Origin of the sequence: Caldalkalibacillus thermarum (assembly GCF_014644735.1) — a bacterium.
Lineage (GTDB): Bacteria > Bacillota > Bacilli > Caldalkalibacillales > Caldalkalibacillaceae > Caldalkalibacillus > Caldalkalibacillus thermarum.
This window is the reverse complement of sequence record NZ_BMKZ01000003.1, coordinates 40,356-64,463: the sequence shown is the minus strand read 5'-3', so window position 1 is coordinate 64,463 and position 24,108 is coordinate 40,356. Positions and strand designations below refer to the sequence as shown.

Annotated in this window: 23 protein-coding genes; 1 reads left to right on the top strand and 22 read right to left on the bottom strand. The window is 47.9% G+C overall.

Going from position 1 to position 24,108, the window contains the following annotated elements:
- Position 1: 1 nt before the first annotated feature.
- The 7 genes from plsX to IEW48_RS02030 all read right to left on the bottom strand — a co-directional run bounded on the left by plsX (position 2) and on the right by IEW48_RS02030 (position 7,519).
- On the bottom strand, positions 2-994 hold the full coding sequence (plsX, locus tag IEW48_RS02060; protein ID WP_188622379.1) for a phosphate acyltransferase PlsX: 993 nt from the start codon (positions 992-994) through the stop codon (positions 2-4).
- Positions 991-1,578, bottom strand: coding sequence for a transcription factor FapR (gene fapR / locus IEW48_RS02055; protein ID WP_188622378.1), 588 nt, complete (start codon positions 1,576-1,578; stop codon positions 991-993). The genes plsX and fapR overlap by 4 nt, the downstream gene beginning before the upstream one ends.
- Before the next feature lie 105 nt (positions 1,579-1,683).
- Positions 1,684-3,759 (bottom strand): ATP-dependent DNA helicase RecG, encoded by a 2,076-nt coding sequence (gene recG / locus IEW48_RS02050; RefSeq protein WP_188622377.1) that lies wholly within the window; start codon positions 3,757-3,759, stop codon positions 1,684-1,686.
- Complete coding sequence (gene sdaAA / locus IEW48_RS02045) at positions 3,756-4,643, bottom strand: L-serine ammonia-lyase, iron-sulfur-dependent, subunit alpha (protein ID WP_188622434.1); 888 nt, start codon at positions 4,641-4,643, stop codon at positions 3,756-3,758. The genes recG and sdaAA overlap by 4 nt, the downstream gene beginning before the upstream one ends.
- Before the next feature lie 76 nt (positions 4,644-4,719).
- Positions 4,720-5,382, bottom strand: a complete 663-nt coding sequence (sdaAB, locus tag IEW48_RS02040; protein WP_188622376.1) for an L-serine ammonia-lyase, iron-sulfur-dependent subunit beta — start codon at positions 5,380-5,382, stop codon at positions 4,720-4,722.
- A 25-nt stretch (positions 5,383-5,407) separates the two neighbouring features.
- Entirely contained in the window at positions 5,408-7,123 is a 1,716-nt protein-coding gene (locus IEW48_RS02035; protein WP_371874799.1) for a DAK2 domain-containing protein, read from the bottom strand.
- A 33-nt stretch (positions 7,124-7,156) separates the two neighbouring features.
- A complete protein-coding gene (locus IEW48_RS02030) occupies positions 7,157-7,519 on the bottom strand; it encodes an Asp23/Gls24 family envelope stress response protein (RefSeq protein WP_188622375.1) in 363 nt (120 codons plus the stop codon).
- A 220-nt stretch (positions 7,520-7,739) separates the two neighbouring features.
- Here IEW48_RS02030 and rpmB point away from each other — a divergent pair, with 220 nt between their 5' ends.
- Complete coding sequence (rpmB, locus tag IEW48_RS02025; protein WP_007505052.1) at positions 7,740-7,928, top strand: 50S ribosomal protein L28; 189 nt, start codon at positions 7,740-7,742, stop codon at positions 7,926-7,928.
- A 53-nt stretch (positions 7,929-7,981) separates the two neighbouring features.
- On the opposite strand, the gene spoVM is transcribed toward rpmB, so the two are convergent.
- From spoVM to IEW48_RS01950, 15 genes are all read right to left on the bottom strand, one after another.
- Positions 7,982-8,059: a stage V sporulation protein SpoVM gene (gene spoVM / locus IEW48_RS17580; RefSeq protein ID WP_188622432.1), complete on the bottom strand. Its 78-nt coding sequence runs from the start codon at positions 8,057-8,059 to the stop codon at positions 7,982-7,984.
- Between the two features lie 190 nt (positions 8,060-8,249).
- A complete protein-coding gene (rpe, locus tag IEW48_RS02015; protein WP_007505054.1) occupies positions 8,250-8,897 on the bottom strand; it encodes a ribulose-phosphate 3-epimerase in 648 nt (215 codons plus the stop codon).
- Between the two features lie 2 nt (positions 8,898-8,899).
- Positions 8,900-9,787, bottom strand: coding sequence for a ribosome small subunit-dependent GTPase A (gene rsgA / locus IEW48_RS02010; protein ID WP_007505055.1), 888 nt, complete (start codon positions 9,785-9,787; stop codon positions 8,900-8,902).
- Positions 9,788-9,816: 29 nt separating this feature from the next.
- A complete protein-coding gene (pknB, locus tag IEW48_RS02005; RefSeq protein ID WP_188622374.1) occupies positions 9,817-11,805 on the bottom strand; it encodes a Stk1 family PASTA domain-containing Ser/Thr kinase in 1,989 nt (662 codons plus the stop codon).
- A gap of 11 nt (positions 11,806-11,816) precedes the next feature.
- Positions 11,817-12,569 carry a Stp1/IreP family PP2C-type Ser/Thr phosphatase gene (locus tag IEW48_RS02000; protein WP_229703907.1) on the bottom strand — a complete coding sequence of 251 codons (753 nt, stop codon included), beginning with the start codon at positions 12,567-12,569 and terminating at the stop codon, positions 11,817-11,819.
- Between the two features lie 59 nt (positions 12,570-12,628).
- On the bottom strand, positions 12,629-13,918 hold the full coding sequence (gene rsmB, locus IEW48_RS01995) for a 16S rRNA (cytosine(967)-C(5))-methyltransferase RsmB (RefSeq protein ID WP_188622373.1): 1,290 nt from the start codon (positions 13,916-13,918) through the stop codon (positions 12,629-12,631).
- Between the two features lie 42 nt (positions 13,919-13,960).
- Complete coding sequence (gene fmt, locus IEW48_RS01990; protein ID WP_188622372.1) at positions 13,961-14,905, bottom strand: methionyl-tRNA formyltransferase; 945 nt, start codon at positions 14,903-14,905, stop codon at positions 13,961-13,963.
- Between the two features lie 37 nt (positions 14,906-14,942).
- The gene (gene def, locus IEW48_RS01985; RefSeq protein WP_188622371.1) at positions 14,943-15,422 is read right to left on the bottom strand and encodes a peptide deformylase; all 480 of its coding nucleotides are present in this window, start codon (positions 15,420-15,422) and stop codon (positions 14,943-14,945) included.
- A gap of 20 nt (positions 15,423-15,442) precedes the next feature.
- The gene (priA, locus tag IEW48_RS01980; RefSeq protein ID WP_188622370.1) at positions 15,443-17,776 is read right to left on the bottom strand and encodes a primosomal protein N'; all 2,334 of its coding nucleotides are present in this window, start codon (positions 17,774-17,776) and stop codon (positions 15,443-15,445) included.
- Complete coding sequence (gene coaBC / locus IEW48_RS01975; RefSeq protein WP_188622369.1) at positions 17,757-19,007, bottom strand: bifunctional phosphopantothenoylcysteine decarboxylase/phosphopantothenate--cysteine ligase CoaBC; 1,251 nt, start codon at positions 19,005-19,007, stop codon at positions 17,757-17,759. Before coaBC ends, priA begins: the two co-directional genes overlap by 20 nt.
- 64 nt (positions 19,008-19,071) lie before the next feature.
- Complete coding sequence (gene rpoZ, locus IEW48_RS01970) at positions 19,072-19,281, bottom strand: DNA-directed RNA polymerase subunit omega (RefSeq protein WP_188622368.1); 210 nt, start codon at positions 19,279-19,281, stop codon at positions 19,072-19,074.
- Between the two features lies 1 nt (position 19,282).
- A complete protein-coding gene (gene gmk / locus IEW48_RS01965; RefSeq protein WP_188622367.1) occupies positions 19,283-19,903 on the bottom strand; it encodes a guanylate kinase in 621 nt (206 codons plus the stop codon).
- Positions 19,904-19,941: 38 nt separating this feature from the next.
- Positions 19,942-20,205 (bottom strand): extracellular matrix/biofilm regulator RemA, encoded by a 264-nt coding sequence (remA, locus tag IEW48_RS01960; protein ID WP_007505068.1) that lies wholly within the window; start codon positions 20,203-20,205, stop codon positions 19,942-19,944.
- 33 nt (positions 20,206-20,238) lie between these two features.
- Positions 20,239-21,114 (bottom strand): YicC/YloC family endoribonuclease, encoded by an 876-nt coding sequence (locus IEW48_RS01955; RefSeq protein ID WP_188622366.1) that lies wholly within the window; start codon positions 21,112-21,114, stop codon positions 20,239-20,241.
- A 159-nt stretch (positions 21,115-21,273) separates the two neighbouring features.
- On the bottom strand, positions 21,274-23,991 hold the full coding sequence (locus IEW48_RS01950; RefSeq protein WP_371874798.1) for a calcium-translocating P-type ATPase, SERCA-type: 2,718 nt from the start codon (positions 23,989-23,991) through the stop codon (positions 21,274-21,276).
- Positions 23,992-24,108: the final 117 nt, after the last annotated feature.

The window sequence follows — 24,108 nt, the reverse complement described above, 5'->3', positions numbered from 1 at the left end:
TTTAATCACTCACTTTCCCTAATTCATTGCTAATCAATCCAGCCACATCCTGTTTAACGCACTCCCTGGCTTGCCGAATCGCGTTCTTGATCGCGTTGGCATCGGAAGAGCCGTGGGCTTTGATACAGATGCCGTCCAACCCCAACAGCGGCGCTCCACCGTAATCGGTATAATCCATTTGCTTTTTAAAGGCGATGAGTCCCGGCTTAAGCAGGAAAGCACCGATTTTCCGTGACAGCGTTGAGGTCATGACATCCTTTAACATCGTAAAAATGGCGTTGGCCACACCTTCAGCCAGCTTCAACACCACATTGCCGGTGAACCCGTCACATACCACAACGTCAGCAGCGCCGGAAGGAATGTCCCGTGCTTCAATATTGCCGATAAAGTTGAGGGGTTGTTCCTTCAGCTGCTGATAGGCCGCTTTAACGAGTTCGTTTCCTTTTGTCTCCTCGGTCCCCACATTTAACAACCCAATCCGGGGTTCTTTGATGTGCAAAATGTGGCGGGCGTAAATATGACCCATCAGAGCATATTGCACAAGGTGAGCAGGCTTGGCTTCCACGTTAGCTCCCACGTCAAGCACCAAAACCGGCCTCCCTGCCGAAGTGGGCATGATGGTGGCCAACGCAGGACGCTCAATGCCTTTTATACGCCCTGTGACTAAAAGCCCTGCAGTCATATAAGCCCCGGTGTTTCCCGCCGAAATACAGGCTGCTGCCGCTTGTTCTTTAACCAATCTGGTACAGGTGACCAGGGAGGAATTTTTCTTGCGCCGCACCGCCCGTACCGGTTCCTCATCAGTGGCAATCACCTCGTCAGTGTGCAGCAGATGGATCCTGTCCTTGCGCCCTCCCAGGCGCGGGGTGATTTCTTGTTCTTTACCGACCAGGACCAGTTCGATGTCGTTAAATTCATCCAGCGCTTGCAGCGCTCCTTTTATGATTTCATCCGGTGCATGGTCGCCCCCCATGATGTCAATGGCAATCTTCATGTCCCCAGGCTAACCTCCCTTGCTGAGTTCGTATTGGAACGGAAAACCGTAAACTGTCCCGAAAAGACCATTTCTTCTCCACAAAAGGATTCCACCTGCACCTTGGTCCGGTCACCCTTCGTTTCCAACACTTTGGCCTTGGCCACAACACGCTCACCTACTTTGACCGGCCGATGAAAGCGGATCTTGGCTGAAGCTGTCAAAGCCAGTTCATCATCGATCACCGCAACGGCCAGGGAATTGGCCTGGGCAAACAGATGATGGCCCCGGGCAATTTGATTACGGGTAAACACATGTTCTTCCCGGATATCCAAAATAGAGATCGCGCTCTTGTCCAGGTGCAAATCAATGATCTCGCCGATCACCTCGTCCATTAAGAGCGAACGTACTTCATCATAGTTTTGCTCAGCAACAGATTTGATTCGTTCCCTTAACTCCGGGATTGATTTTTCCAAACGGTCTAAGCGAATGGTTTGAACGCTGACTTGAAAGTGCCGGGCTAATTCTTCATCCGTCATGAATGGATTTTTATGTAATAACGCTACAAGCTGATTTTGGCGTTCTTTTTTGGTTAGTTTGGGCATTCCCTGTCACCACCACAACCCGTTCATCATTTAGCACTTGGTACTAATAGTAGTATATAGTAGTGGAATTAAAATCGCAATCCTTAATTTTCCAATCTGCTCCATCTAATCCAACAACTTTTCCCCCGTACCAAGCTGTTCTTCTAAATAGGTGCGCAACAGGCCAAATTGTTCGTCCGTCCAAAAGGATGGGTTTTGGATCAAAGCCTGGGCGTCTTTTCTGGCCACTTCCAAGGCCCTGTAATCGCGGATCATGTCCGCCACCTTAAAATCAGGCAGGCCGCTTTGTTTCGTGCCAAAAAAATCACCTGGTCCCCGCAAAGCCAGATCCTTTTTGGCCACTTCAAATCCATCATGGGTGGAACGCATGATGTGCATGCGCTGAATGCCGGCCTCTGTTTTAGGGTCGGCAATGAGAATGCAGTATGACTGGTGATTTCCCCTGCCAACCCTTCCCCGCAGTTGATGCAATTGTGACAAACCAAAACGCTCCGCATCGTAAATGATCATCAGCGTGGCATTGGGCACATCGACCCCCACTTCAATGACAGTGGTGGTGACTAAAATTTGAAGCTCTCCTTGGGCAAAGCGGCGCATGGTTTTTTCTTTTTCAGCAGAACTGAGCCGGCCGTGCAACAAACCGATCCGGTATTGGGGAAAAACTTTACACAGTTTGGCATGGAAGTCAATCACGTTCTGAACATCCAGCTTGTCCGATTCTTCAATTAAGGGACAGACGACGTAGGCCTGGCGTCCCTGATCAATTTCGTTTTGCATAAACCGGAAGACCCGGTCGAGCATATGCTCTTTGACCCAGTATGTCTCTACTTTTTTTCGTCCGGCTGGCAACTCATCAATAACAGTAACATCCAGGTCACCAAAGGCAGTGATGGCCAATGTTCTGGGAATGGGAGTAGCCGTCATGAGCAAAACATCAGGGGCTGCACCTTTCCGCCTCAATTGACGCCGCTGCTCTACCCCGAAGCGGTGTTGTTCATCCGTGATGATGAGGCCCAGGTTTTTGAAATAAACATCTTTCTGAATCAAAGCATGGGTGCCTACAACTAAATCGATCGTGCCCAGTTGAAGGCCGGCCAGGATCTCTCTCCGTTCTTTCGGTGTTGAGCTCCCTGTTAAGAGGGCGATCTGGATATTCTCATTTCGATAAAACTGCTTGAGCGACAGGTAATGTTGCTCAGCCAGTATTTCAGTCGGCACCATAAAGGCACCTTGATATCCTGCACTAATGGAAGCGTACAAGGAGATCGCAGCTACAACTGTTTTTCCTGAGCCCACATCCCCCTGCAACAGACGGTTCATGGCAAAAGGCGATTTTAAATCATGCAATATTTGATCTAATGCCTTCCGTTGGGCAGCAGTCAGTTCAAAAGGAAGAGAACGGATAAAGTTTTTCACCTTCTGTTGGTCATAATGCTGGGGTATGCCTTCAACCTGTTCCCGGTGACGTTTTCTGAGGGCTTGCATTTTTAATTGGAACAGGAAAAATTCCTCGTAAATAAAACGACGCTTGGCTTGTTTCCCTTCCTGATAATCTTTGGGAAAGTGGATTTTTCGCAAAGCCTCGGGGCGGGGAAGCAACTTATAACGCGTAAGGAGAGACTGGGGGATCATTTCAGGGATGTAAGCGGCATAGTCGCGTAAGGCCGCTTTCATCCATTTTCGAAGTTGGGCCACTTTCAGCTTACCTGTCACGGAGTAAACGGGAAGCAGGGTCTCCTCCCCTTTGTTAGAAGCAGTGTCACTCCACTGGTAATATTGAACGGTCAATTGCAGACGATGCTTGTCAATCTTTCCGGTCAGGCGGATGGAACGCCCCACCTTAACCTGTTGTTTTACATAAGGCCTGTTAAAGATGACCGCCGTTATTAAATAACGGCCGACTAACACCTTGAAGGAACAGCGCGCTTTATTGCGGCCATAAAAACGCAGCACCGGTTCACTGTGAACAGTCCCCTCCACCGTAACCGTCTCTTCATGCCCCACTTCAGCCAGGTCTTTCGGACGGCAGTCATCATAGCGGTAAGGGAAGTGAAACAACAGGTCTTCAATGGTCTTAATGCCAAGAAGGGAGAGGTCTTCTGCTAATGCCTCTCCCACACCTTTCAACGTTGTGACCGGTTGCTTCAAGGCGTGATAAACTGCCCAGTCTTGCTTGCTCACGCTTTGACCAACTCCGTACCAAAAATTCTGCTTTCCAGCGCTTTCCCCGTTGGGGTGGCAGCTAAGCCGCCTAAAGCTGTTTCTTTTAGTGTATGGGGCATCGTTTTGCCAATTCGATACATGGCCTCAATCACTTCATCGGCGGGAATAATAAATTTAATCCCCGCCAGAGCCATGTCAGCTGCCACCATGGCAATAGCTGCTCCAATGGCATTGCGCTTCACGCAAGGCACTTCCACCAGACCAGCCACTGGATCACAGACCAGTCCTAACAAGTTTTGCAAGGCGATAGCAAGGGCATGGGCGGATTGTGTGGGAGTGCCTCCTGCCATTTCCACAATGGCTGCTGCAGCCATTGCTGTTGCTGATCCTGTTTCAGCTTGACAGCCTCCCGTAGCCCCGGCAATGAATGCGTTGTTGGCAATTACATACCCGATGGCACCTGCTGTAAACAGAAAGTGAAGCCTTTCCTCGAAGGAGGGTTGCAGCTTTTCAGCTACAGCAAACAGACAACCAGGCACGATCCCTGCTGCGCCGGCTGTGGGAGTGGCACATATGGTACCCATGGCGGCATTAACCTCATTGGTCGCCATCGCCTTACTTACCGCCTCCAACACATGAGTGCCGGACAAGACGTGTCCTTGTTGTATATAACGTTGCAGCTTCCTGGCATCACCGCCCGTCAAACCGCTGTGAGATTGGATGTCTTCAGTTGTTCCCCTTTGCACGGCTTTCTCCATGACCCGGTAGGCTTTGGCCATATTGTCCATAATTTGTTCTTTCGATTTCCCTGACATCTGTATCTCTTGTTCAATCATGATTTCCGCGATTTTCTTGTTTTCACGTTCTGCCCGTTCAACGAGCTCAGACACGGTCTTAAACAAGGCCATAGCTCCTCCTCCTTTCAGCTTGCCTTAAGCCGTTGTTCTCCTGCCGGTTATGGTATAAGCGATTAAACCATCAGAGCTCTACTTTTGTTACTGTTAAAATGGAGGGGATCTCTCCTATTTCAGCCAGCACCTGCTCACCAATGGGTTGATCGGTCTCAATGACCATCAACGCTTCCGATCCTTTACTTTTACGTGCCACTTCCATATGACCAATATTGAGCTTGAACTTGCTCAAGACGTTGGCCACCTGGGCAATCATCCCATATTTGTCTTCGTGGAGGACAAGCAAAGCTGGATGATGACCGGACAATCGCAGGTTAAAACCATTTATGGAGATGATTTCAATCGATCCCCCGCCAATGGAAGTGCCCACAATCTCAAGGTGGTGCTGGTCACCGCTAAGTTCAATTTTGGCCGTATTGGGGTGATCCACGTCCTCTTCGCTGGCCTGGATAGTTACCTGAATGCCTTGCTCTTTGGCCATCTCCAGTGAACGCACAATTCCTTCATCAAACGTGTCCAAATCCAAAAGTCCTCCAACTATGGCAATGTCTGTACCATGACCTTTATACGTTTTAGCAAAAGAACCATACAACGTAATGGTTGCCCTGTCAGGTTTTCTGCCGAAGATGCGACGGGCCACTCTGCCGATGCGGGCCGCGCCAGCTGTGTGGGAACTGGATGGCCCGATCATAATAGGACCGATAATATCAAATACTGAGCGATATTTCATCTTTATCCCCTCTTTGAAGCCTGCCTTACTCCACTGACACCAAGTATGGATACATAGGCTGTTTACCGGAATGAACTTCTATTTCCACATCAGGGTAGTTGTCTTCCATGAAGGCCTGAAAGGCCTCTATCTCTGCCTTGTCAACATCCTCACCATAAATGAGCGTTAAAATTTCACTCTCAGCACTTATCATCCGCCCGATCAATTGACGAAGCGCATCGTCAGCCTTTTCCGCCGTGACCACAATTTTACCGTCCTTAATGCCTATATAATGCCCCTTCTTAATGGTGATGCCATCTAATTCAGTGTCGCGAGTGGCATGGGTGACTTGACCTGTGACAACCCCCTCTGTTGCTTTGCTCATGGCCTGCACATTTTCTTCTAAAGAAACCGAAGGGTTGAAACTTAACAGGGCGGCAATGCCTTGCATGACATTTTGGGTGGGAATGACTGCCACCTGTTTATCTACCAATTGGGCAGCCTGCTGGGCGGTTAAAATCACATTGCTATTATTGGGCAATATAATCACCTGTTTGGCCCTGATGCTTTCCATGACATCAACAAAAGCTTGCGTGCTGGGATTCATAGTCTGCCCGCCATAGATCACCTCATCTGCTCCGAGGCTCTTAAAAATCTCCGCAATGCCGTCTCCCATTCCAACAGCAACAATGCCATAGTTCTTTTCTGTGGCAGAAGGGAGGTCCACATGAGGGACAGACGGTTGTCCAGCTCCTTTGCCACGCTCTTTGACTTCCCGGAACTGTTCGCGCATGTTCTCAATCTTAATGTTCGTCAGTTCACCGAAAGATTGGGCATATCCCAAAACTTTGCCCAGCTCTTCAGCGTGTATATGTACCTTAACCAGTTCATCGTCAGAAACCACCAGGATGGAGTCCCCGTATGTATGCAACTGGCGACGAAATTCACTTTCCTGAAAGGAACGGGTCTGATTCTGATCCAGGCGGATCATAAACTCGGTACAATACCCATATTTAATATCGTCTTCAGACAAGACGCCTTGGGCCATCATCTCGGCCACTTCGTTTTGGACATGAACTCCTTTGTTCTCACTGAAAGCCTTCGGCACGGACTCGTCAGTGGAAACTGCTTCATCTGTAACCATTTCTCCTCTTAGCGCCGCTAAAAATCCTTCATAAACATACACTAAACCTTGACCGCCGGAGTCCACGACCCCCACTTGCTTTAGAATAGGCAATAAATCAGGCGTCCGCATGAGAGAAGCTTTGGCTTCAGCCACAACGGCTTCCATAAGCTCTAAAAGATTATCTGTCTGTTTCGCTTTTTCCTCAGCCACCTTGGCCGCATCTTTGGCCACAGTCAAGATGGTGCCCTCAACAGGTTTCATCACTGCATTGTATGCGGTTTCAACCCCTTGCTTAAGTCCTGCTGCAAAATCCTGAGCAATCAGATGCTCCTTTGATTCCACTCCCTTGGCGAACCCTCTGAATAATTGGGACAAAATGACACCTGAATTACCTCTTGCTCCCATCAACAAGCCTTTGGATAAGGCTTTGGCAACCTGAGCCACACTGTTTGATGAAACTTTGTTCATCTCGTTCACGCCAGAGGCCAACGACAGGCTCATATTGGTTCCCGTATCTCCGTCAGGTACAGGAAACACATTTAAAGCATCCACATTTTTGGCATGCTTTTCAAGATTTTTTGCTCCTTGGCGAATCATATCAGCAAATAAATGTCCATTAATTTTGTGCTGTTTCACTCATGATCCTCCTAACTCATGCTGCCTTTATGCTTAACTGTTGGTCACACGTACACTTTGAACATAAATATTGACGCTATCCACTTGTAAGCCCAACATTTCTTGCAAGGTGTATTTAACTTTAGATTGCACATTATGGGCCACTTCTGAAATTTTGGTTCCATAACTAACAACCACATACATATCAATATGAACGCCATTCTCGTCTTCGCGGACAACGACTCCTTTTTTCAAATTTTCACGGCGCAACAATTCGGTCAATCCGTCTCTAATATATTTTTGAGAAGCCATGCCAACCAAGCCATAGCACTCCATTGCTGCTCCCCCAGCAATGGTTTCAATGACTTCTTTGGCCACTTCGATTTGGCCTAACGGTGTGGAAATCTGCACAGTCATGATTACTGCCTCCTTATCGTCAATTAAGCGCCTGTATGAACAGCAAACAGCTATTCCAATTTTACTATATGTTCCTTTCTTTTAAAAGCTTTCCCACATAGAGAGATGCCACTCTTCGCAGGAATCACCTTAAGTGGTTGCAAAAATCCAACTGAATATGCTAAGATATCCAAGTATGAAAATGCTGATTGATTAAGGATAATATGAGGAGGTAGAAAGTGTGGCACGCAAGTGTTATATCACCGGAAAAAAACCCAGCTACGGCAATAAACGCAGCCATGCTGAAAATAAGACGAGACGCAAATGGGGCGTTAATGTTCAAAAAGTTAGAATCTTAGTCAATGGTAAACCTAAGCGTGTCTATGTAAGCGCAAGAGCCTTAAAATCTGGTAAAGTTAAACGCGCTTAATATCGTTCTCATTTTTAGTGCGTTCATGAAAAAAAGCACCGTTCAGGTGCTTTTTATCGTTTAAACACGTCAATCACCACACGAACAATCGTTCCCAGAAACCGAGGTAATTTAATGGTATAAAACCTCATCATTCCCCCTCCTTACTCTATTCACCCCTAGTATATTCATCCCCTCCCCCTTAGTTGACAGCCCGCATTAGTTTCCCTTACTTCAATGAAAAAGCAACCTTTAAAGCGGTCATAGGTTGTTTTTTTCTCTTAACATTATTTTTATGTATGCTTGCCAAAGATAGAACATATTCTTAAGCTGATAAGATGATTAACCACGTATTTTGTTAATGGCTTCCCGACGGTCTGCTGCGCTGAAAATGGCAGAACCGGCCACCAGCACATTGGCACCCGCTTGACGGCATAACGAAGCAGTATGTTCATTGACGCCCCCATCCACTTCCAAGTACAGATGGGATAATCCCTGCTCCTCGGCCCATTGGCGGCACCTTTTAACCTTTGTGAGGACGGTGGGAATAAACGTTTGGCCGCCAAAACCAGGGTTAACCGTCATAAGCAATACCAGATCAACATCAGCCAGGATTTCTCTCACCATTTCCACCGGTGTGGCTGGATTGATAGCGACTCCCGCCTTAACACCCGCCTCCTTAATCTGATAAACGGTGCGGTGAAGATGACGGCATGCTTCTTGATGAACAGTAATCAGGTCCGCCCCGCTTTTGACAAAGTCTTGGATATACTTCTCAGGCTCTTCAATCATCAGATGAACATCAAGGGGGAGGTCAGTCAAGGGGCGAATGGCCTCAACCACCAACGGACCCATGGTAATATTGGGCACAAAATGACCATCCATGACATCGATGTGAATCCAGTCTGCTCCACCCTGAATCACATCGTTAATTTCTTGACCAAGAACCGCAAAATTGGCAGATAAGATCGAAGGTGCAACTTTAACCATCCTCAATACCTCTTTCTGTATAGTTGATCTCCAATTTCATCTAAAAATTGCAGATAATGAGTATAGCGGCCAGAATCGATTTCCCCTTGTGCCACAGCACTTTTGACCGCACATCCCGGTTCATCACGATGCAAACAGCCTCGAAATTTACATGCTTCCATGTAAGCTCTAAATTCCACAAAACAAGCAGCCAACTCCTCCGGTTCTATGTCCTTAAAATCCAGTTGGCTAAAACCAGGGGTATCTGCCACCAATCCCCCGCCAGGCAGCTGGAGAAGCTCAACATGCCGGGTAGTATGGCGCCCTCGTCCCAATTTATCCGAAACTTCCCCTGTTTCTAATTCAGCCTGGGGACACAAGAGATTAAGGAGAGTAGACTTGCCTACACCAGACTGTCCGGCTAAAACAGTTATTTTTCCCCGGAGGAGTTTCATTAAATCATCAATCCCTTCTCCACTGACACTGCTTGTTTGGCAGATCTGATAGCCCAGCTGTTGATAGACGTTGATGGCTGCCTGGATATTTTTGTCATCCGGACACAAGTCCAGTTTGGTAAAGCAGATCAACGGCCTGATTCGAGCTTTTTCCACAGTGACCAGCATCCGGTCCAATAAAAAAGAACTGAATGAAGGTTCTTTGACTGAAAAAACAAGCAGGGCCTGGTCTACATTGGCAATGGGGGGACGTACCAGCCGATTTTTTCTATCCTTAAGTTGGGTCACCCACCCTTCCCGCTCGGAAACAGATTCAAATTGGACCACATCCCCTACCAAAGGCTGCAGACCTTTTTTCTTAAAGACGCCTCTGGCACGACATTGCCACACTTTTCCGCTATGATCAAGCACGTAGTAGTAGCCCGCTAGCGCCTTGATGATGCGACCTTGCAGCATACAAGAACCTCCATTTCAAATTTGTGGTCTTAATCATTAAAACCTACCTGTTCCTCATGATGAAGTTCACCGTCCAGAAAAACCTGAATCAAGGCTGATTGCCGGGGGATCACGACAACATCAACCGTATACGTTTTGGTCTTGCTGATATGTTCAGCAAATGCCTTGCGTTCTCCCTGATGGTCCCGGACCAAGATTTCTACTTTGACCCTTTGCTTATTTTTTCCCTTGCCCCGGCCAGGATGGTCATCGTTCCCGTCGTCATCCAAGGCAACGGTAATCTGACGTGATTTTTGCCTGATTTCCGGTCCTTGGCTGATCCAGACATCAATTTTAGATCCATCTGTCACTTCCATCCCCGGGTCATAGGGATATTGCTGATAGATTTGACCCTCGGCAAAATCGGCGGAATAGCCTTGGCGAACCTCATTTATGACCAGTTGATATTCTGCCGCAACGGCTTTAGCTTCATCCAGCGTCATACCTTTTAAGTTCGGCATTTTAAAAGTCCGTTTCCCTTTGCTGATCACCAGACGCACCTCTGTTTCGCCTTCCACCACCAATTCTCCTGCCTCAGGATCCTGGGAGATAACATGTCCCTCTGGAATCTCATCATGGTATTCTTCCATCGTATAGACAGTGAAGTTTCTTAACACGTTGCGGGCCTGTTGTTCAGTTAAATGAACGACTGATGGCATTTCAATCTTGAGCTTGCCCTTGCTTACCGTTAGCCGGACGGTAGAACCTTTTTTAACGACCGTTCCTGGTACAGGGTTTTGTCGGAGCACATGGCCTTCTTCCACTTCATCATGATAGCGTTCTGCGGAAGCATCCACCACCAGTTTAAGCGCTTCGAGCTGTTCAGTCGCTTCCTCAACGGGGAGGTTATATACATCCGGCACCTCAACCTCTTGGGAAGCGATATACATTTTCACTCCCTGATAGGTGCCAAAGCTGAGCAGGAGAATAATCAACGTCATCACGGCCAGTTTCAACCATATGCGCCGTTTCTTCTTTTGTTTTGGAGTGCTTCCTTCTGCGTCACCGTTTTGCTTTTTATTATGTACCGCTCCAGTATCCTGCACAGGTTTTTCGATCACCTTGGTCTCAAACAAATCGTCTTTGATAGCTGGCACAACTTTGGTCGCTTCATCTTCATCGTCAATTTGCTCCGATGTCCATTTTGGTTCGTTTAACCGTTCTGGGCTGAGACAGGTGTTGAGGTCTTGAATGAGCCCGTCAGCGGATTCATAGCGCTGGCTGGGGTTTTTGGCCAAGCAACGCAAAATGATATTTTCCACACTTTGGGGAATATTAGGATTAAGTTGGCGGGGCTCAGTAAATGGTTCCTGCAAGTGTTTAAGCGCTACGCTGATAGGTGAATCTCCCGAAAAAGGCAACTCACCCGTGACCATTTCATACAAAACAATCCCCAATGAATAGAGATCCGATTTTTGACCGGTCACCCCTCCGCGGGCCTGTTCCGGTGAAAAATAGTGTACGGAGCCAATCACCGATCCGGTATGTGTAATCGTGGATGAAGTTGCTGCCCTGGCAATGCCGAAATCAGTCACTTTAATATGTTTGTGCGGGCCGATTAAAATGTTATGGGGTTTAATATCGCGATGGATAATATTGTTTTGATGGGCGTGGTCCAGTGCTTCAGCAATCTGCCTGGTGATATGGATAGCTTCTTCGACCGGCAGGCGCCCCTTCTGGGCAATGTATTCCTTCAGCGTTGGTCCGTCAATATATTCCATCACGATGAAATGGATACCTTCATCAATTCCCACATCGTAAATGTTAACAATATTGGGATGTGACAGACTGGCAGCTGCCTGAGCCTCTCTCCTGAACCGATCAACAAAATCATGATCACCAGAAAATTGTTCACGCAAGATTTTAACCGCTACGATCCGGTTTAGCAACCGGTCCCGGGCTTTATACACAACGGCCATGCCTCCGCCGCCGACCCGCTCCATGAGCTCATAGCGGCCAACTAATTTTTTGCCGATCACCTGCCTTCACCTCACTTTACGCTGCCTGCTTCATCCTGATGACTGACCAATATTAAGGTGATGTTATCTTCTCCCCCAGCATCCAATGCTGCTTGTAACAAAAGAGAAGCTTTCTCATCCACAGAATGGGGATTCTCCAGGATTTCTTTTATCTGCTGCTCCGCCACCATACCGGACAGCCCATCAGAACACAACAAAATTTGTTCATTCCCGACATACTGGAAACGCTGCAGATCAACCCGGACGTTTCGTTCAGTGCCCAAGGCCCTTGTAATGACATTGCGCTGAGGATGATGTTCCGCTTCCTCCGGTGCCAGTTGCCCGGAGCGGACCAGCTCATTCACCAGTGAATGATCCTCTGTCAACATCTCTAAACAAGCATGCACATACCGGTATGCACGGCTGTCACCCACATGGGCAATCAGATAACAATTCTTTAAAAATAACGCTGTGACCAGTGTTGTCCCCATGCCCAAATGGGTGGGGTGCTGCTGGGCATAGTTGAATATGTAGGTATTGGCTGTTTCAATACTTTCCCTTAACCACTGCTCCCACGCTTGGGCGTCTTGCCCATGATCCACCGCATGAAATAAATCTTGCAATTTATCTAATGCCATTTTGCTGGCCACATCCCCGGCCCGATGCCCTCCCATGCCATCGGCCACCGCGGCAAGCATAACACCCTGCTCATGTTCAAAAACACCTGCACAGTCTTCATTAACTTCGCGCATATGCCCGACATGTGTCTTGATTGCTACTTCCACTGGGGTCACCTCAACTTACCTTCTGCTCTATCGTTACTACCATGCTTTAACATACTCTATCATGCTTTGTTTAACTTCGCCATAAAAAATCCGTCAGAACCAAAGTCTTGGGGAAAAATTTGACGTATCTCTCCCACCTCAAAATCAGGGTGATCCTCCAAAAAGCGTGTGATCACACTTTCATTTTCCTCCCGGTCAATGGTGCACGTGCTGTACACCAGCTGTCCCCCAGGTATTAACAGCTGGGCAGCACGGGTTAACAATTGAAGCTGTAACTCAGCAATCTGTTTGATATCTTCAGGCCGTTTGTGCCACTTAAGGTCGGGTTTATGTTTAATCACACCAAAACCACTGCAAGGTGCGTCAACCAATATTCTCTCAAAATGTCCCAGCTGCCCGGGGCTGACTGTGGTCCCATCATAAGCGGTGACATTAATGATTGTAATTCCTAACCGCTTTGCAGCCTTTTTAATTAATTTAAGTTTGTGGGCATGAACATCGTTGGCCACAACATGTCCTCTGTTATCCATCAGCTCAGCTAAATGGGTGGTTTTCCCTCCGGGAGCGGCACACAGATCCAACACTTTCATCCCAGGCTCAGGCCTCAAAAGGGGGGCAACCAACATAGAGCTTTCTGACTGGATGGTAAAATAACCTTGTTTAAACAGGGAGGATTCCATTAACTTGGCCGGATTTTCCACTCTCAGCCCTTGTTGGGCTACGGCCGTTTCACTGACATGATATCCCAACGCTCTTAAGTGGTCCATCACTTCTTGTTTGGATGCTTTTAACGGGTTGACACGAACCGTTAAAACTGGGCGTTCATTGTTCGCCCGGCATATCTCTTGCGCTGTTTTTAATCCGAATTGTTCTGTCCAGCGGGCCACCAGCCATGTGGGATGGGAAGTTTCAACGGCAATACGCTCCACAGGATCGCAAATGGTGTCAAGTGAACGCTTGGGCTCGCGCAACAGATTGCGCAGTACCCCGTTGATCAGTCCCTGGATTCCGCGGTGCCCCCGTTTTTTAGCCAGTTTTACCGCTTCATTTACCACCGCATAGGATGGAATTCGGGTCAAAAAAAATAATTGATAAGCACTAAGCCTTAACAATTGCTTTACCCATACATCCAACTTAGCCATTCCCTGCTTGAGATAAGGCTCCAAATAGAAATCTAAGAGCCGCTGGTGCTGAATAGTGCCGTAAACAAGCTCCGTCAACAAATGGCGATCCCGCAAATCAAGCTGGCGGTGCTTGTTTAATACTTGATTCAACACTAAGTGACTGTATGCTTTTTGTTCTTCTACCTTGATTAAAACATCAAGGGCCAATGCTCTTGGATTTGCCATTGTTCTACTCCCGTTTCCAAGTCTTCAAGTTGCCAAGTAAATTTAAGTTCCCAGGCGCTGACCAATGCGCCACTCGGCTCCTGCCCCTCTCAAAAAATCAGCGGCAGACATCCTTTTTTTTCCGGACGGTTGAATCTCGGTTAAAATGAGTCCTACACCATCTCCGCATACCACGCCAATCCCTGTCTCGTCCAAACGGTAAATGGTCCCTGAAGCAAAGTTTTGCTGCTCCTGATCCGTTTTTATTGCTTTCCACACCTTCAAAGGTTGCCCGTTAACAGTGGTAAAGGCTACCGGAAAGGGGCGCAAACCGCGGATGTGATTGTAAACGGCATGATGGGGCTTGGACCAATCAATCCGCTCATCTTCCCGTTTAATGACGGGTGCGTAGGTGGCCAAAGCGTCATCTTGTGGGATGGGAGAGATCTCTCCTCTCTCTAGCCGCGGCAGCGTTTGAATTAACAGTTCAGCCCCTCCTTGACTCAGCTTATCATGTAAAGTTCCCACATCATCGTGGTCGTCAATGGGGACGCGGACCTGGGTGAGGATATCTCCTGCATCCAGTTTTTCAACCATGTACATGATCGTTACCCCGGTCTCCTTTTCCCCATTCATAATGGCCCGGTGAATGGGAGCCCCTCCCCTGTACTTTGGCAGCAAAGAGGCATGGACATTGATGCAGCCCAAGGGAGGCAGCTGCAAAACCTCCGGGGGCAACAGCTGGCCAAATGCGGCTGTCACAATCAGGTCAGGTGCCCAGTCCTTTAATTGGTTAAGCACATCGCGATCTTTAAGTGTATCGGGCTGCAGCACAGGCAAATGATAACGAAGAGCCGCCTGTTTGACAGGCGGAGGGGCGAGCTGGCGCTTTCTTCCTTTAGGGCGGTCTGGCTGAGTCACCACTCCGGCCACGTGATACCCATTTTCGATTAACATGGACAGAGAGGGCACAGCGAAATCAGGCGTGCCCATAAACACGATTTTCATAGCAGCTGCTCCTTTCATGGTCACGCTAAAACAAGTGTTAAGAGGAGGATTGCTCATTCTCCTTATCATAAATTCTCTCCGCAATATCTATAAACAAGACCCCGTTCAAATGATCCAGTTCATGCTGAATGGCTCTGGCCAGCAGATCCTCGGCCTCCAATTCAAACGTCTCACCGTTCCGGTCTATCGCACGCACTTTAATTTTTTGGGCCCGGCGCACTTCACCATTTACTCCGGGTATACTGAGACAGCCTTCCGGGCCGATTTGTTCCCCTTCCTTGACAATAATCTCCGGATTAATAAATTCAAGCAATCCATTTTCATCACCAACGTCCACCACAAATACCCGTTTGGAAATCCCCACTTGGGGAGCAGCCAAACCAACTCCTTCAGCCGCATACATCGTTTCAGCCATATCATCCAGCAAACGATGAAAACGTTCGTCAATACGTTTAACTTCAACCGCTTTTTCCCGTAAAACAGGGTCAGGATATTTGACAATTGCGCGTACGCCCAAGTTGTGTTCACTCCTTTTAATCACAAAATCACTTGAGGCTCCATATCAATCTGAAGTTGCAAGTGATATTTGGCTATGTGAGGCTGCATGTAATAGAACAGCTCCATGAGTAACCGGCTAAGTTGGGACTCGTTTTTATATTTTATCATGCACTGGTACCGATATCTATCCTTTATCTTAGGAATTGGCGCGGCAACGGGGCCTAAAACCTGACTCTGTTTAGAAAGCCTGGGTTTCAGCCAGTTGGCAGCTTCCTCTGCCGCTTTGATGCAATAGGTTAAATCCGGATGGGAAAATAAGAGCAAACTGAGATAATAAAAAGGAGGATAGCCTTTTTGAAAACGATAACGCATCTCTTGCTCATAAAAAGTGTGATAATCATGCTGGCTGGCACATTGGATGCTGTAATGGTCAGGTGTATAGGTCTGAATGACAACTTCCCCTGGTTTCTGGCGACGGCCGGCCCGTCCGCTCACTTGGGTCAGCAGTTGAAACGTCCGTTCAGCTGCCCTAAAATCAGGCAAGTGCAGCATAGAATCAGCCGCAATAACGCCTACCAACGTTACATTGTCGAAGTCTAATCCTTTGGCAATCATCTGGGTGCCCAAAAGACAATCTGCCTTGTGCTGGCCAAAAGCATGAAGCAGTTTTTCGTGTGCACCTTTGCGCCTGGTGGTATCCACATCCATCCGAATGACGCGGATACCTGGAAATGTTTGTGCCAATGCTTCTTCTACTTTTTGGGTACCTGTACCAAAAAAACGAATGTGTTCACTTTGGCAGTTGGGACACCTCATCAGCTGGCGCTCAGTATGGCCGCAATAGTGGCAGCGGCACGTATGATTCACTTTATGATAAGTCAAGGAAATGTCACAGTGGGGACATTGCAGCACAAATCCACAGTCTCTGCACATCACAAAGGTGGAGAATCCTCTGCGGTTAATAAACAGGACCATCTGTTCTTTCCGCTCCAGGCGTTCTTCTATCTTCTGGTACAGATGGCGGCTGAATAAAGTCCGGTTGCCTGACTGCAGCTCCTGACGCATGTCCACCACTTCCACTTTCGGAAGTGCTCGTCCATGAACCCGTTCCTTTAAGGACAACAGGGTATAAACGTTTTTGCGGGCCCGGGCGTAACTTTCTAAACTCGGTGTAGCACTCCCTAAAATAACGGGAGCTTGATGATACTGACCTCTGAAAATTGCCACATCCCTGGCATGGTATCTAGGATTTTCCTCCTGCTTGTATGAGCTTTCATGTTCTTCGTCGATAATAATAAGTCCCAGTCTCTCAAATGGAGCAAACAAGGCGGAGCGGGCACCAATCACAATCTTAGCTTGGCCATTGCGGATTTTCCTCCAGGTATCATATCGCTCCCCTACAGACAACCGGCTATGGACCACCGCCACCTGGTCGCCAAAGCGTCCCTTAAACCGCTCTACCATCTGGGGGGTAAGGGAAATTTCGGGCACAAGCACAATAGCTTCTTTTCCCTTTTTCAGCACATGGGCAATCGCCTGCAAATATACCTCAGTCTTCCCACTTCCTGTTACACCATGCAACAAATAGGTTTGAAACTGTTCTTTTTCTATGGCCTTGATAATATGGCCAAAAACCTCTTTTTGAGCTGGGGTCAGGGGCAAGGGATCGGTTTTAGCAAATGACCGCCCGGCATAGGGATCCCGTTCCACTTCTTCCGTTGCGATGGTCACAATTCCTTTCTCCTGCAAGGACTGAACTGACGACCTGGAAGCCTGACAGGCTTGAAGGAGCTCCGTCAACATCACTTTACCCTCATGCTCCAAAAGATAGCCGAGAATAGCCCGTTGTTTCAACGCTTGTTTAGGGAGTTCCTGCAACAAACGCGGCACATCTTTTGCTTCTTTTAACAAGGTTACATAAGAGACGCGCCTCGCGGTAACATTGTCACTGATCTCATATACCACTTGTTTTTCTCCGCTTGGGCTCTCAATCACTTCTTTCGAGGTTCTTGCTTTTAAGGCGCTGGGCAACATGGCCTGAATGGCTGTGCTTCTAAAGCAAACATATTTTTCACTCATCCATTCAGACAGGGCTAACAGCTCCTCGGTTAAAGGCGGCTGGTCATCTAAAACAGCTTCTATATGTTTTAACTGACCCTGATGCGTTTCTTTCCCCTTAATGTTTATGACGTAACCTTGCACTTTCCGCGGGCCAAAAGGAACCGCGACCCTTGATCCTGGCTGGACCTGACCGGAAAGATCCGGGGGAATACGATAATCATAGGGCTTGTCAGCACCAAGAACAGGAACGTCCACAATCACCTCGGCAATGGGGCCACCAGCAGGCAGGTTATCATTCCTTATGCAGCCCATGCCGCTCAGCCACCACCTTCACAATTTGGTAAGCCACTTCTTCCTTGGGCAAAAGCGGCACATCCACTTTTCCGCCCCACCGGTCATAAATGGTGACGGCGTTGGTATCCGTGCCAAAACCGGCCCCTTCCTTAGACACATTGTTGGCGACAATAAAGTCTAAATTCTTGTTTTGCAGTTTGGCACGGGCATATATGTCCAGATCATGGGTTTCAGCAGCAAAACCGACCAATATTTGCCCCTTTTTGCGTTCCCCCAGCGCTTTGAGAATATCTTTGTTTTTTTTGAAGGTGATTGTGATTTCCTCCGCATCTTTTTTAATTTTTTGTTCTGACTTGTTTATCGGATGATAATCGGCCACGGCAGCAGCTTTGAACACCGCATCAACGGAAGAGTAATGACGCAGCACTGCTTGGTACATCTCATCCGCTGTAACAACGGAGATATACTTCTTTACCCCCTGGGGAACATCAAGTGCTGTGGGACCCGAAACCAGAACAACCTCAGCTCCCATTCCAGCCAGCACTTTGGTTAGGGCATACCCCATTTTTCCCGATGAGTGATTGGTTAAATACCGGACGGGATCCAGTGGTTCCTGGGTTGGCCCTGCCGTGACAAGCACCCTTTTGCCTTGCCACCAGTGTTTAACTGCTTTATCACCAACCGGTTCTCCCTGCGGGTTTCCCGTTTCAAAATATTGTTCCACTGCGCTTATAATTTCCTCCGGTTCCGCCATGCGTCCTTTGCCCACATAACCGCAGGCCAAAAGACCGGAGCCCGGTTCAATCAGATGTACGCCTCGCACTTTCAGTTTGGTTATGTTTTCTTGTACAGCAGGATGTTCATACATGTGACCATTCATGGCCGGTGCCATCCACACCGGTGCCTGGGTGGCCAGCAGGGTGGTGGAGAGCATATCATCAGCTATGCCGTTGGCCAATTTCCCAATGATATTGGCGGTCGCTGGTGCAATTAAAAACAAGTCCGCCTCATCCGCTAAATCAATATGAGCCACCCCGGACGGGTCATGTTCTTCAAACGTGTCGGTGTAAACATGATGATGGGACAAGGTTTGAAAGGTTAAGGGCTGAACAAACCGGGTTGCCGAGTGAGTCATAATGACCCGTATGCGGGCTCCCTTTTGCTGCAATTGACTGCAAATGATACAGGCCTTATAAGCCGCAATCCCACCCGTTACCCCTAGAACAATGGTTTTACCTTTGACACCCACACAAATCCCCCATTTCTTCTTAAAAAAATAACAACCTTAACGGTTGTTATGGTTGTGTCATCACTTATTTTTCAGATTGTTTTTCCTCTTCATAAGTAATGTAACCAGAAATAATTTCTTCCAGAGCTACTCCCACATATTTGTGAGACTTTGGATCCTTAATGTAAGGATTTCCTTTGTCACGCAATTCTCTGGCTCTTTTAGCGGCCAAAGTCACTAATTTATACTTGGAGTCTACTTTTTTCATCAGATCATCAATGGAAGGGTACAGCATTTTATTCTGCCTCCTTCAAAGCAGTGATGTAATGTTTCATCATGCGTTCCCTTTTACAATGTTCGGCTAATATGATCGCTTCAATACGGTCACAGGCCAACTCAACTTTATCATTCACAACCACATAATCATAATGCTTCATCATTTCCAGTTCCTCCCGGGCAACAACCATGCGGTTGTGGATCACATCACGGGATTCGGTTCCTCTGGAGACAATCCTTTGCTCAAGCTCTTTTAAGCTGGGCGGTACCAGAAAAATAAAGATTCCTTGGGGGAATTTTTTCTTTACCTGCAGAGCGCCTTGCACTTCAATCTCCAGAAGCACGTCACGTCCCGCATTCAGTTGCTCCTCAACGTACCGACGTGGCGTCCCGTAGTAATGGTTGACATACCGGGCCCATTCCAGGAATTCATCACGCTTGATCATGTCTTCAAATTCCTCTTTGGTTTTAAAGAAGTAATTGACGCCGTCCACTTCCCCTTCCCGGGGGGGACGTGTGGTCACCGAAACCGAGTAAGTAAAGGGAACGTCCCTTTTCCTCAAAGCGGCACAGACTGTACCTTTCCCTACCCCGGATGGGCCAGACAAAACAATCAGCAGTCCTTGTTCTTTTGCTTCCATGATAACCTCCATGAATCCTTATTCTTCCACAATGTCTTTTACTCTACCACAATATCTTCGCGAGTTGAGCCAAGGCGCTGGGCAACGGTTTCCGGCTGCACGGCAGACAAAATCACGTGGTCGCTGTCCATGATGATCACAGCCCGCGTACGCCTGCCATATGTGGCATCAATTAACATTTGACGTTCCTTTGCCTGGTTGATAAAACGCTTGATCGGTTGTGACTCGGGGCTGACAATTGAAATAATCCGGTTGGCATTGACAATATTGCCGAAACCAATATTAATCAATTGGATAGACAAACCATTAACCTCCTGCCGGCTCATTAGAGCCCGTTATTCTACATTTTGAACTTGTTCCCTTATTTTTTCGAGCTGGCTTTTCAGTTCAATCACCCATTGACTGATTTGAATGGCTTGGGCTTTTGAACCAATGGTATTGACTTCCCGGTTCATTTCCTGGACGAGAAACTCCAATTTACGTCCCACAGGCCCTTCACTTGTCAGCAAATCCTTAAACTGTCGGCAATGGCTTCTGAGTCTTGTGCACTCTTCACTAATATCCGCTTTATCGGCGAAGACGGCCACTTCTGTCAACAGGCGGGATTCATCTACTTCCGCCCTGTTTTGGAGAAATTCCCTGACCCGCTGCTCCAAACATTGTTGATAGTGCGCTTTCACCTGGGGCGCATAAGCTTCTATTTTGTTTACCGTTAACAAAACGGTCTGATTCCGTTGTTCTAAATCTTTGGCCAGGGCTGCACCCTCTTGCTCACGCATGGCCACCAGCTTGTCTACAGCCTGGCTGACCCCCTCCAGAAGCCCTTCCTTATAGGGTTCCATATCTTCGGTCTCTTCAAGGGAGATCAGATCAGGCAGTTGCAACAACTCATTGAGTGTTAAGGAACCAGACAGGCCGTAACGTTCCTTTAAGCTGCACAGCGCCTGGTAATACGCTTCCGCCAGTCCCCAGTCGACTTGCACTTTGCGCCCCGACCATTGCTCAGTATGCAGGTGAATATATACCTCAATTCGTCCCCTTTGAATCTGGCTGGTGACACATTTTTTAATCGCTTCTTCATATTGGCTCAATGCTTTTGGCATGCGGACAGACACTTCACAAAAGCGGTGATTGACAGATTTGACCTCAATTGTACAACGGAGGTCCCCAATCACCGTTTCTTGCCTGCCGTATCCGGTCATGCTCCTCATGCAACATCACTTCCATTCAACATTCTAATCAATTTTTGTAAAGGTTACAAGTAAAAAAGAGACGTCCCCTCCCCGCCAAGGCTGTTTACATACCGACAGACTGCTTACGGGACAGGGGCCCAGTATCAATGATGTTGTCTGATCATTATTGTCTCATCTTTATCCCCTTCGAAACACGTGAGAAAAGCCTAAAATCACAGAGGGAATAGCGGCCATAGCAAGCACGAACAACCACTCCACAAGGGACAATGCCGTTGTTTTAAAAATGGGTTGCATAACTTCCATATGGATCACGCCAACCAGCATCAAGGTAGACACGCCAACGGCCACCAGCAACCACTTGTTTTCAAAGGGATTGCGGCTGAAAATGGATTTATCACTGCGGCAATCAAAAACATGGATCAACTGGGCCATGACCAGCGTAGCAAAGGCAATGGTTTGGGCTTTGGTGAGGTCATCAGGTTGTTGTTCCAGCGTGATCCAAAAAGCAGCCAGGGTGGTTAAACCGATCAAAAATCCACGGGAAATGATTTTCCACCCTAATCCATTGGCAAAAATGCTCTCCCGCCTATCCCGGGGCGGACGGTTCATCACATTCCCTTCCGCCCGGTCCACACCAAGGGCCATCGCTGGCAGTCCATCTGTGACCAGGTTCACCCATAAAATCTGGATCGGAACGAGGGGAAGGGGCATGGCCATGAGCATGGCCAAAAACATGACTAAAATTTCTCCCACATTGGAAGCCAGCATATAGCGGATAAATTTGCGGATATTTTCGTATATGTTCCGCCCTTCCTCAATAGCCGCCTTAATCGTGGCAAAATTGTCATCGCTCAGAATCAGAGAGGATGCTTCTTTGGTTACATCCGTCCCCGTAATCCCCATCGCAATGCCAATATCTGCAGCTTTAATGGCCGGTGCATCATTCACTCCGTCACCGGTCATAGCGACAACATGTCCTTTAGCCTGCAATGCTTTGACAATGCGCAGTTTATGTTCAGGTGAGACACGAGCATAGACAGTGACTTCTTCCACCATATTGTGAAACTGTTTATCATTCATCCGTTCTAACTGGCTCCCGGTCAACGAGCGCTGCCCATGGCTTAAAATACCCAATTGGAAAGCAATCGCTTCAGCTGTTTTCTGGTGATCACCAGTGATCATGATCGTTTTAATTCCGGCCCGTTTGCACTCCTTAATCGCCTCTTTCACTTCCTGCCTAGGCGGATCAATCATCCCAAACAGACCGACAAAGACTAGTTGCTGTTCAGCCTCTTCTTCATTTCTGACCGTTTCGGTGGCTGAAACAGTCCGGTAAGCAATAGCCAGGTTGCGCAAGGCCATTTTAGCCAGCCTTTCGTTGGCCTCTAAAATTTCCCTTTTTATCGTTGGTGTCAGGACCGTAACCTTCCCGTTCCAAAACACGCGGCTGCAGCGTTCAATTAAAACATCCGGTGCGCCCTTGGTAATGACATAGCGTTGATCCCCTTTATAGCGGATAAGAACCGACATCATTTTGCGGGAAGAGTCAAAGGGAAATTCCTCCAAGCGGGGATAGGCGTGATCCAGTTCCACTTTCCACACATTGGCCTTGGCCCCTGCCACCACTAAAGCTCCTTCGGTAGGGTCACCAGTAATATCCCAAAAGCTGGCTTTTTTCTTAAATACCCCTTCCGGTTCTTCCACCTTCTCCAACAGGGTGTTATTACACAATACCCCCATCTCCAGCATCTGCTTGACATAGGGCCTGCTGTCAAAAGATACCGGTTGATTATTTAGTTTGAACTCTCCAAAAGGTTCATAACCTGTACCTGTTACCTCGATTAATTCGTTGTTGGTCCAAATATGGGTCACTGTCATCTTGTTCTGAGTCAAAGTTCCTGTTTTATCAGAGCAGATCACTGACGCGCAACCAAGTGTTTCAACCGAAGGAAGCTTGCGCACAATGGCCCTGCGCTTGATCATCCTCTGCACACCCAATGCCAGAGCAATAGTTACAATGGCGGGTAATCCTTCCGGAATGGCGGCCACGGCCAGACTCACCCCGGCCAGGAACATCTTATAGGTGTCATGGCCGTGCCAGATCCCGGTTACAACCACCACTGCTGTGAGGAACAAGGCCACAGATATCAGCACTTTGCCAAGTTGTTCCAATCGGAGCTGCAGGGGGGTCTGCACAGATTCAGTGGTGGAAATCAGGGAAGCGATTTGACCCATTTGTGTGGCCATGCCCGTAGCCACCACAACACCTTGCCCCGAACCGCGTGTCACCATCGTTCCCATAAAAGCCATATTGTGCTGGTCTCCCAAGCTCACTGCCTCTTCGCTATGCATCACCCTTTCATCTTTCTGAACAGGCACCGATTCCCCGGTTAAAGCAGATTCCTCCACATAAACACCCTTCGTCTCTATCAACCTTAAATCAGCGGGAATGCGGTCTCCTGCTTCAAAATAAACAATATCCCCTGGCACCAGTTCGGCTGCTGGAATTTCAGTCAGCTTCCCGTCCCGGATCACATGGGCTGTTGGCGCTGTTAACTCCTTGAGTGCTTGCAATGACTTTTCCGCCCGAAATTCTTGTATAAAACCTAAAATAGCATTTAATATCACGATAGCAATGATGGTGATGGCGTCAGTATACTCCCCCAACAACCCTGAGATCAGCGTGGCCATGAGCAAGACAAGCACCATAAAGTCTTTAAACTGGCCAAGTAAAAGCGCAAAGGCAGAGATGCGCTGCCCGTCTTCCAGCTCGTTGTAACCCACTTTTTGCAGTCTTTTATCTGCTTCTTTGTGGCTTAAGCCCTCTTCTAAATTGGTCTGCAGCGTTTGTTCAAGTGCCCGTTCATCCTGAACATACCATTTCAAATGTTTCACCCCACAGCTTGTTAAGTTTGTCCCTAAGCTAACTTTATTCGGCAGGCAGGGGAAACATGATAAAAAGTTAATGCCGGTAAGGTTATTGACTTTAAATGACTGCGTGTTAACATAAAA

Coding starts and splice junctions, on each gene's coding strand:
- plsX (WP_188622379.1), bottom strand. CDS start 994: ATGAAGATTGCCATTGACATCATGGGGGGCGACCATGCACCGGATGAA.
- fapR (WP_188622378.1), bottom strand. CDS start 1,578: ATGCCCAAACTAACCAAAAAAGAACGCCAAAATCAGCTTGTAGCGTTA.
- sdaAB (WP_188622376.1), bottom strand. CDS start 5,382: ATGAAATATCGCTCAGTATTTGATATTATCGGTCCTATTATGATCGGG.
- IEW48_RS02030 (WP_188622375.1), bottom strand. CDS start 7,519: ATGACTGTGCAGATTTCCACACCGTTAGGCCAAATCGAAGTGGCCAAA.
- spoVM (WP_188622432.1), bottom strand. CDS start 8,059: ATGAGGTTTTATACCATTAAATTACCTCGGTTTCTGGGAACGATTGTT.
- rpe (WP_007505054.1), bottom strand. CDS start 8,897: ATGGTTAAAGTTGCACCTTCGATCTTATCTGCCAATTTTGCGGTTCTT.
- rsgA (WP_007505055.1), bottom strand. CDS start 9,787: ATGCTGCAAGGTCGCATCATCAAGGCGCTAGCGGGCTACTACTACGTG.
- rsmB (WP_188622373.1), bottom strand. CDS start 13,918: ATGGCAAATCCAAGAGCATTGGCCCTTGATGTTTTAATCAAGGTAGAA.
- fmt (WP_188622372.1), bottom strand. CDS start 14,905: ATGAAAATCGTGTTTATGGGCACGCCTGATTTCGCTGTGCCCTCTCTG.
- priA (WP_188622370.1), bottom strand. CDS start 17,776: ATGGGCTGCATAAGGAATGATAACCTGCCTGCTGGTGGCCCCATTGCC.
- rpoZ (WP_188622368.1), bottom strand. CDS start 19,281: ATGCTGTACCCTTCCATTGATGATCTGATGAAAAAAGTAGACTCCAAG.
- gmk (WP_188622367.1), bottom strand. CDS start 19,903: ATGGAAGCAAAAGAACAAGGACTGCTGATTGTTTTGTCTGGCCCATCC.
- IEW48_RS01955 (WP_188622366.1), bottom strand. CDS start 21,114: ATGAGGAGCATGACCGGATACGGCAGGCAAGAAACGGTGATTGGGGAC.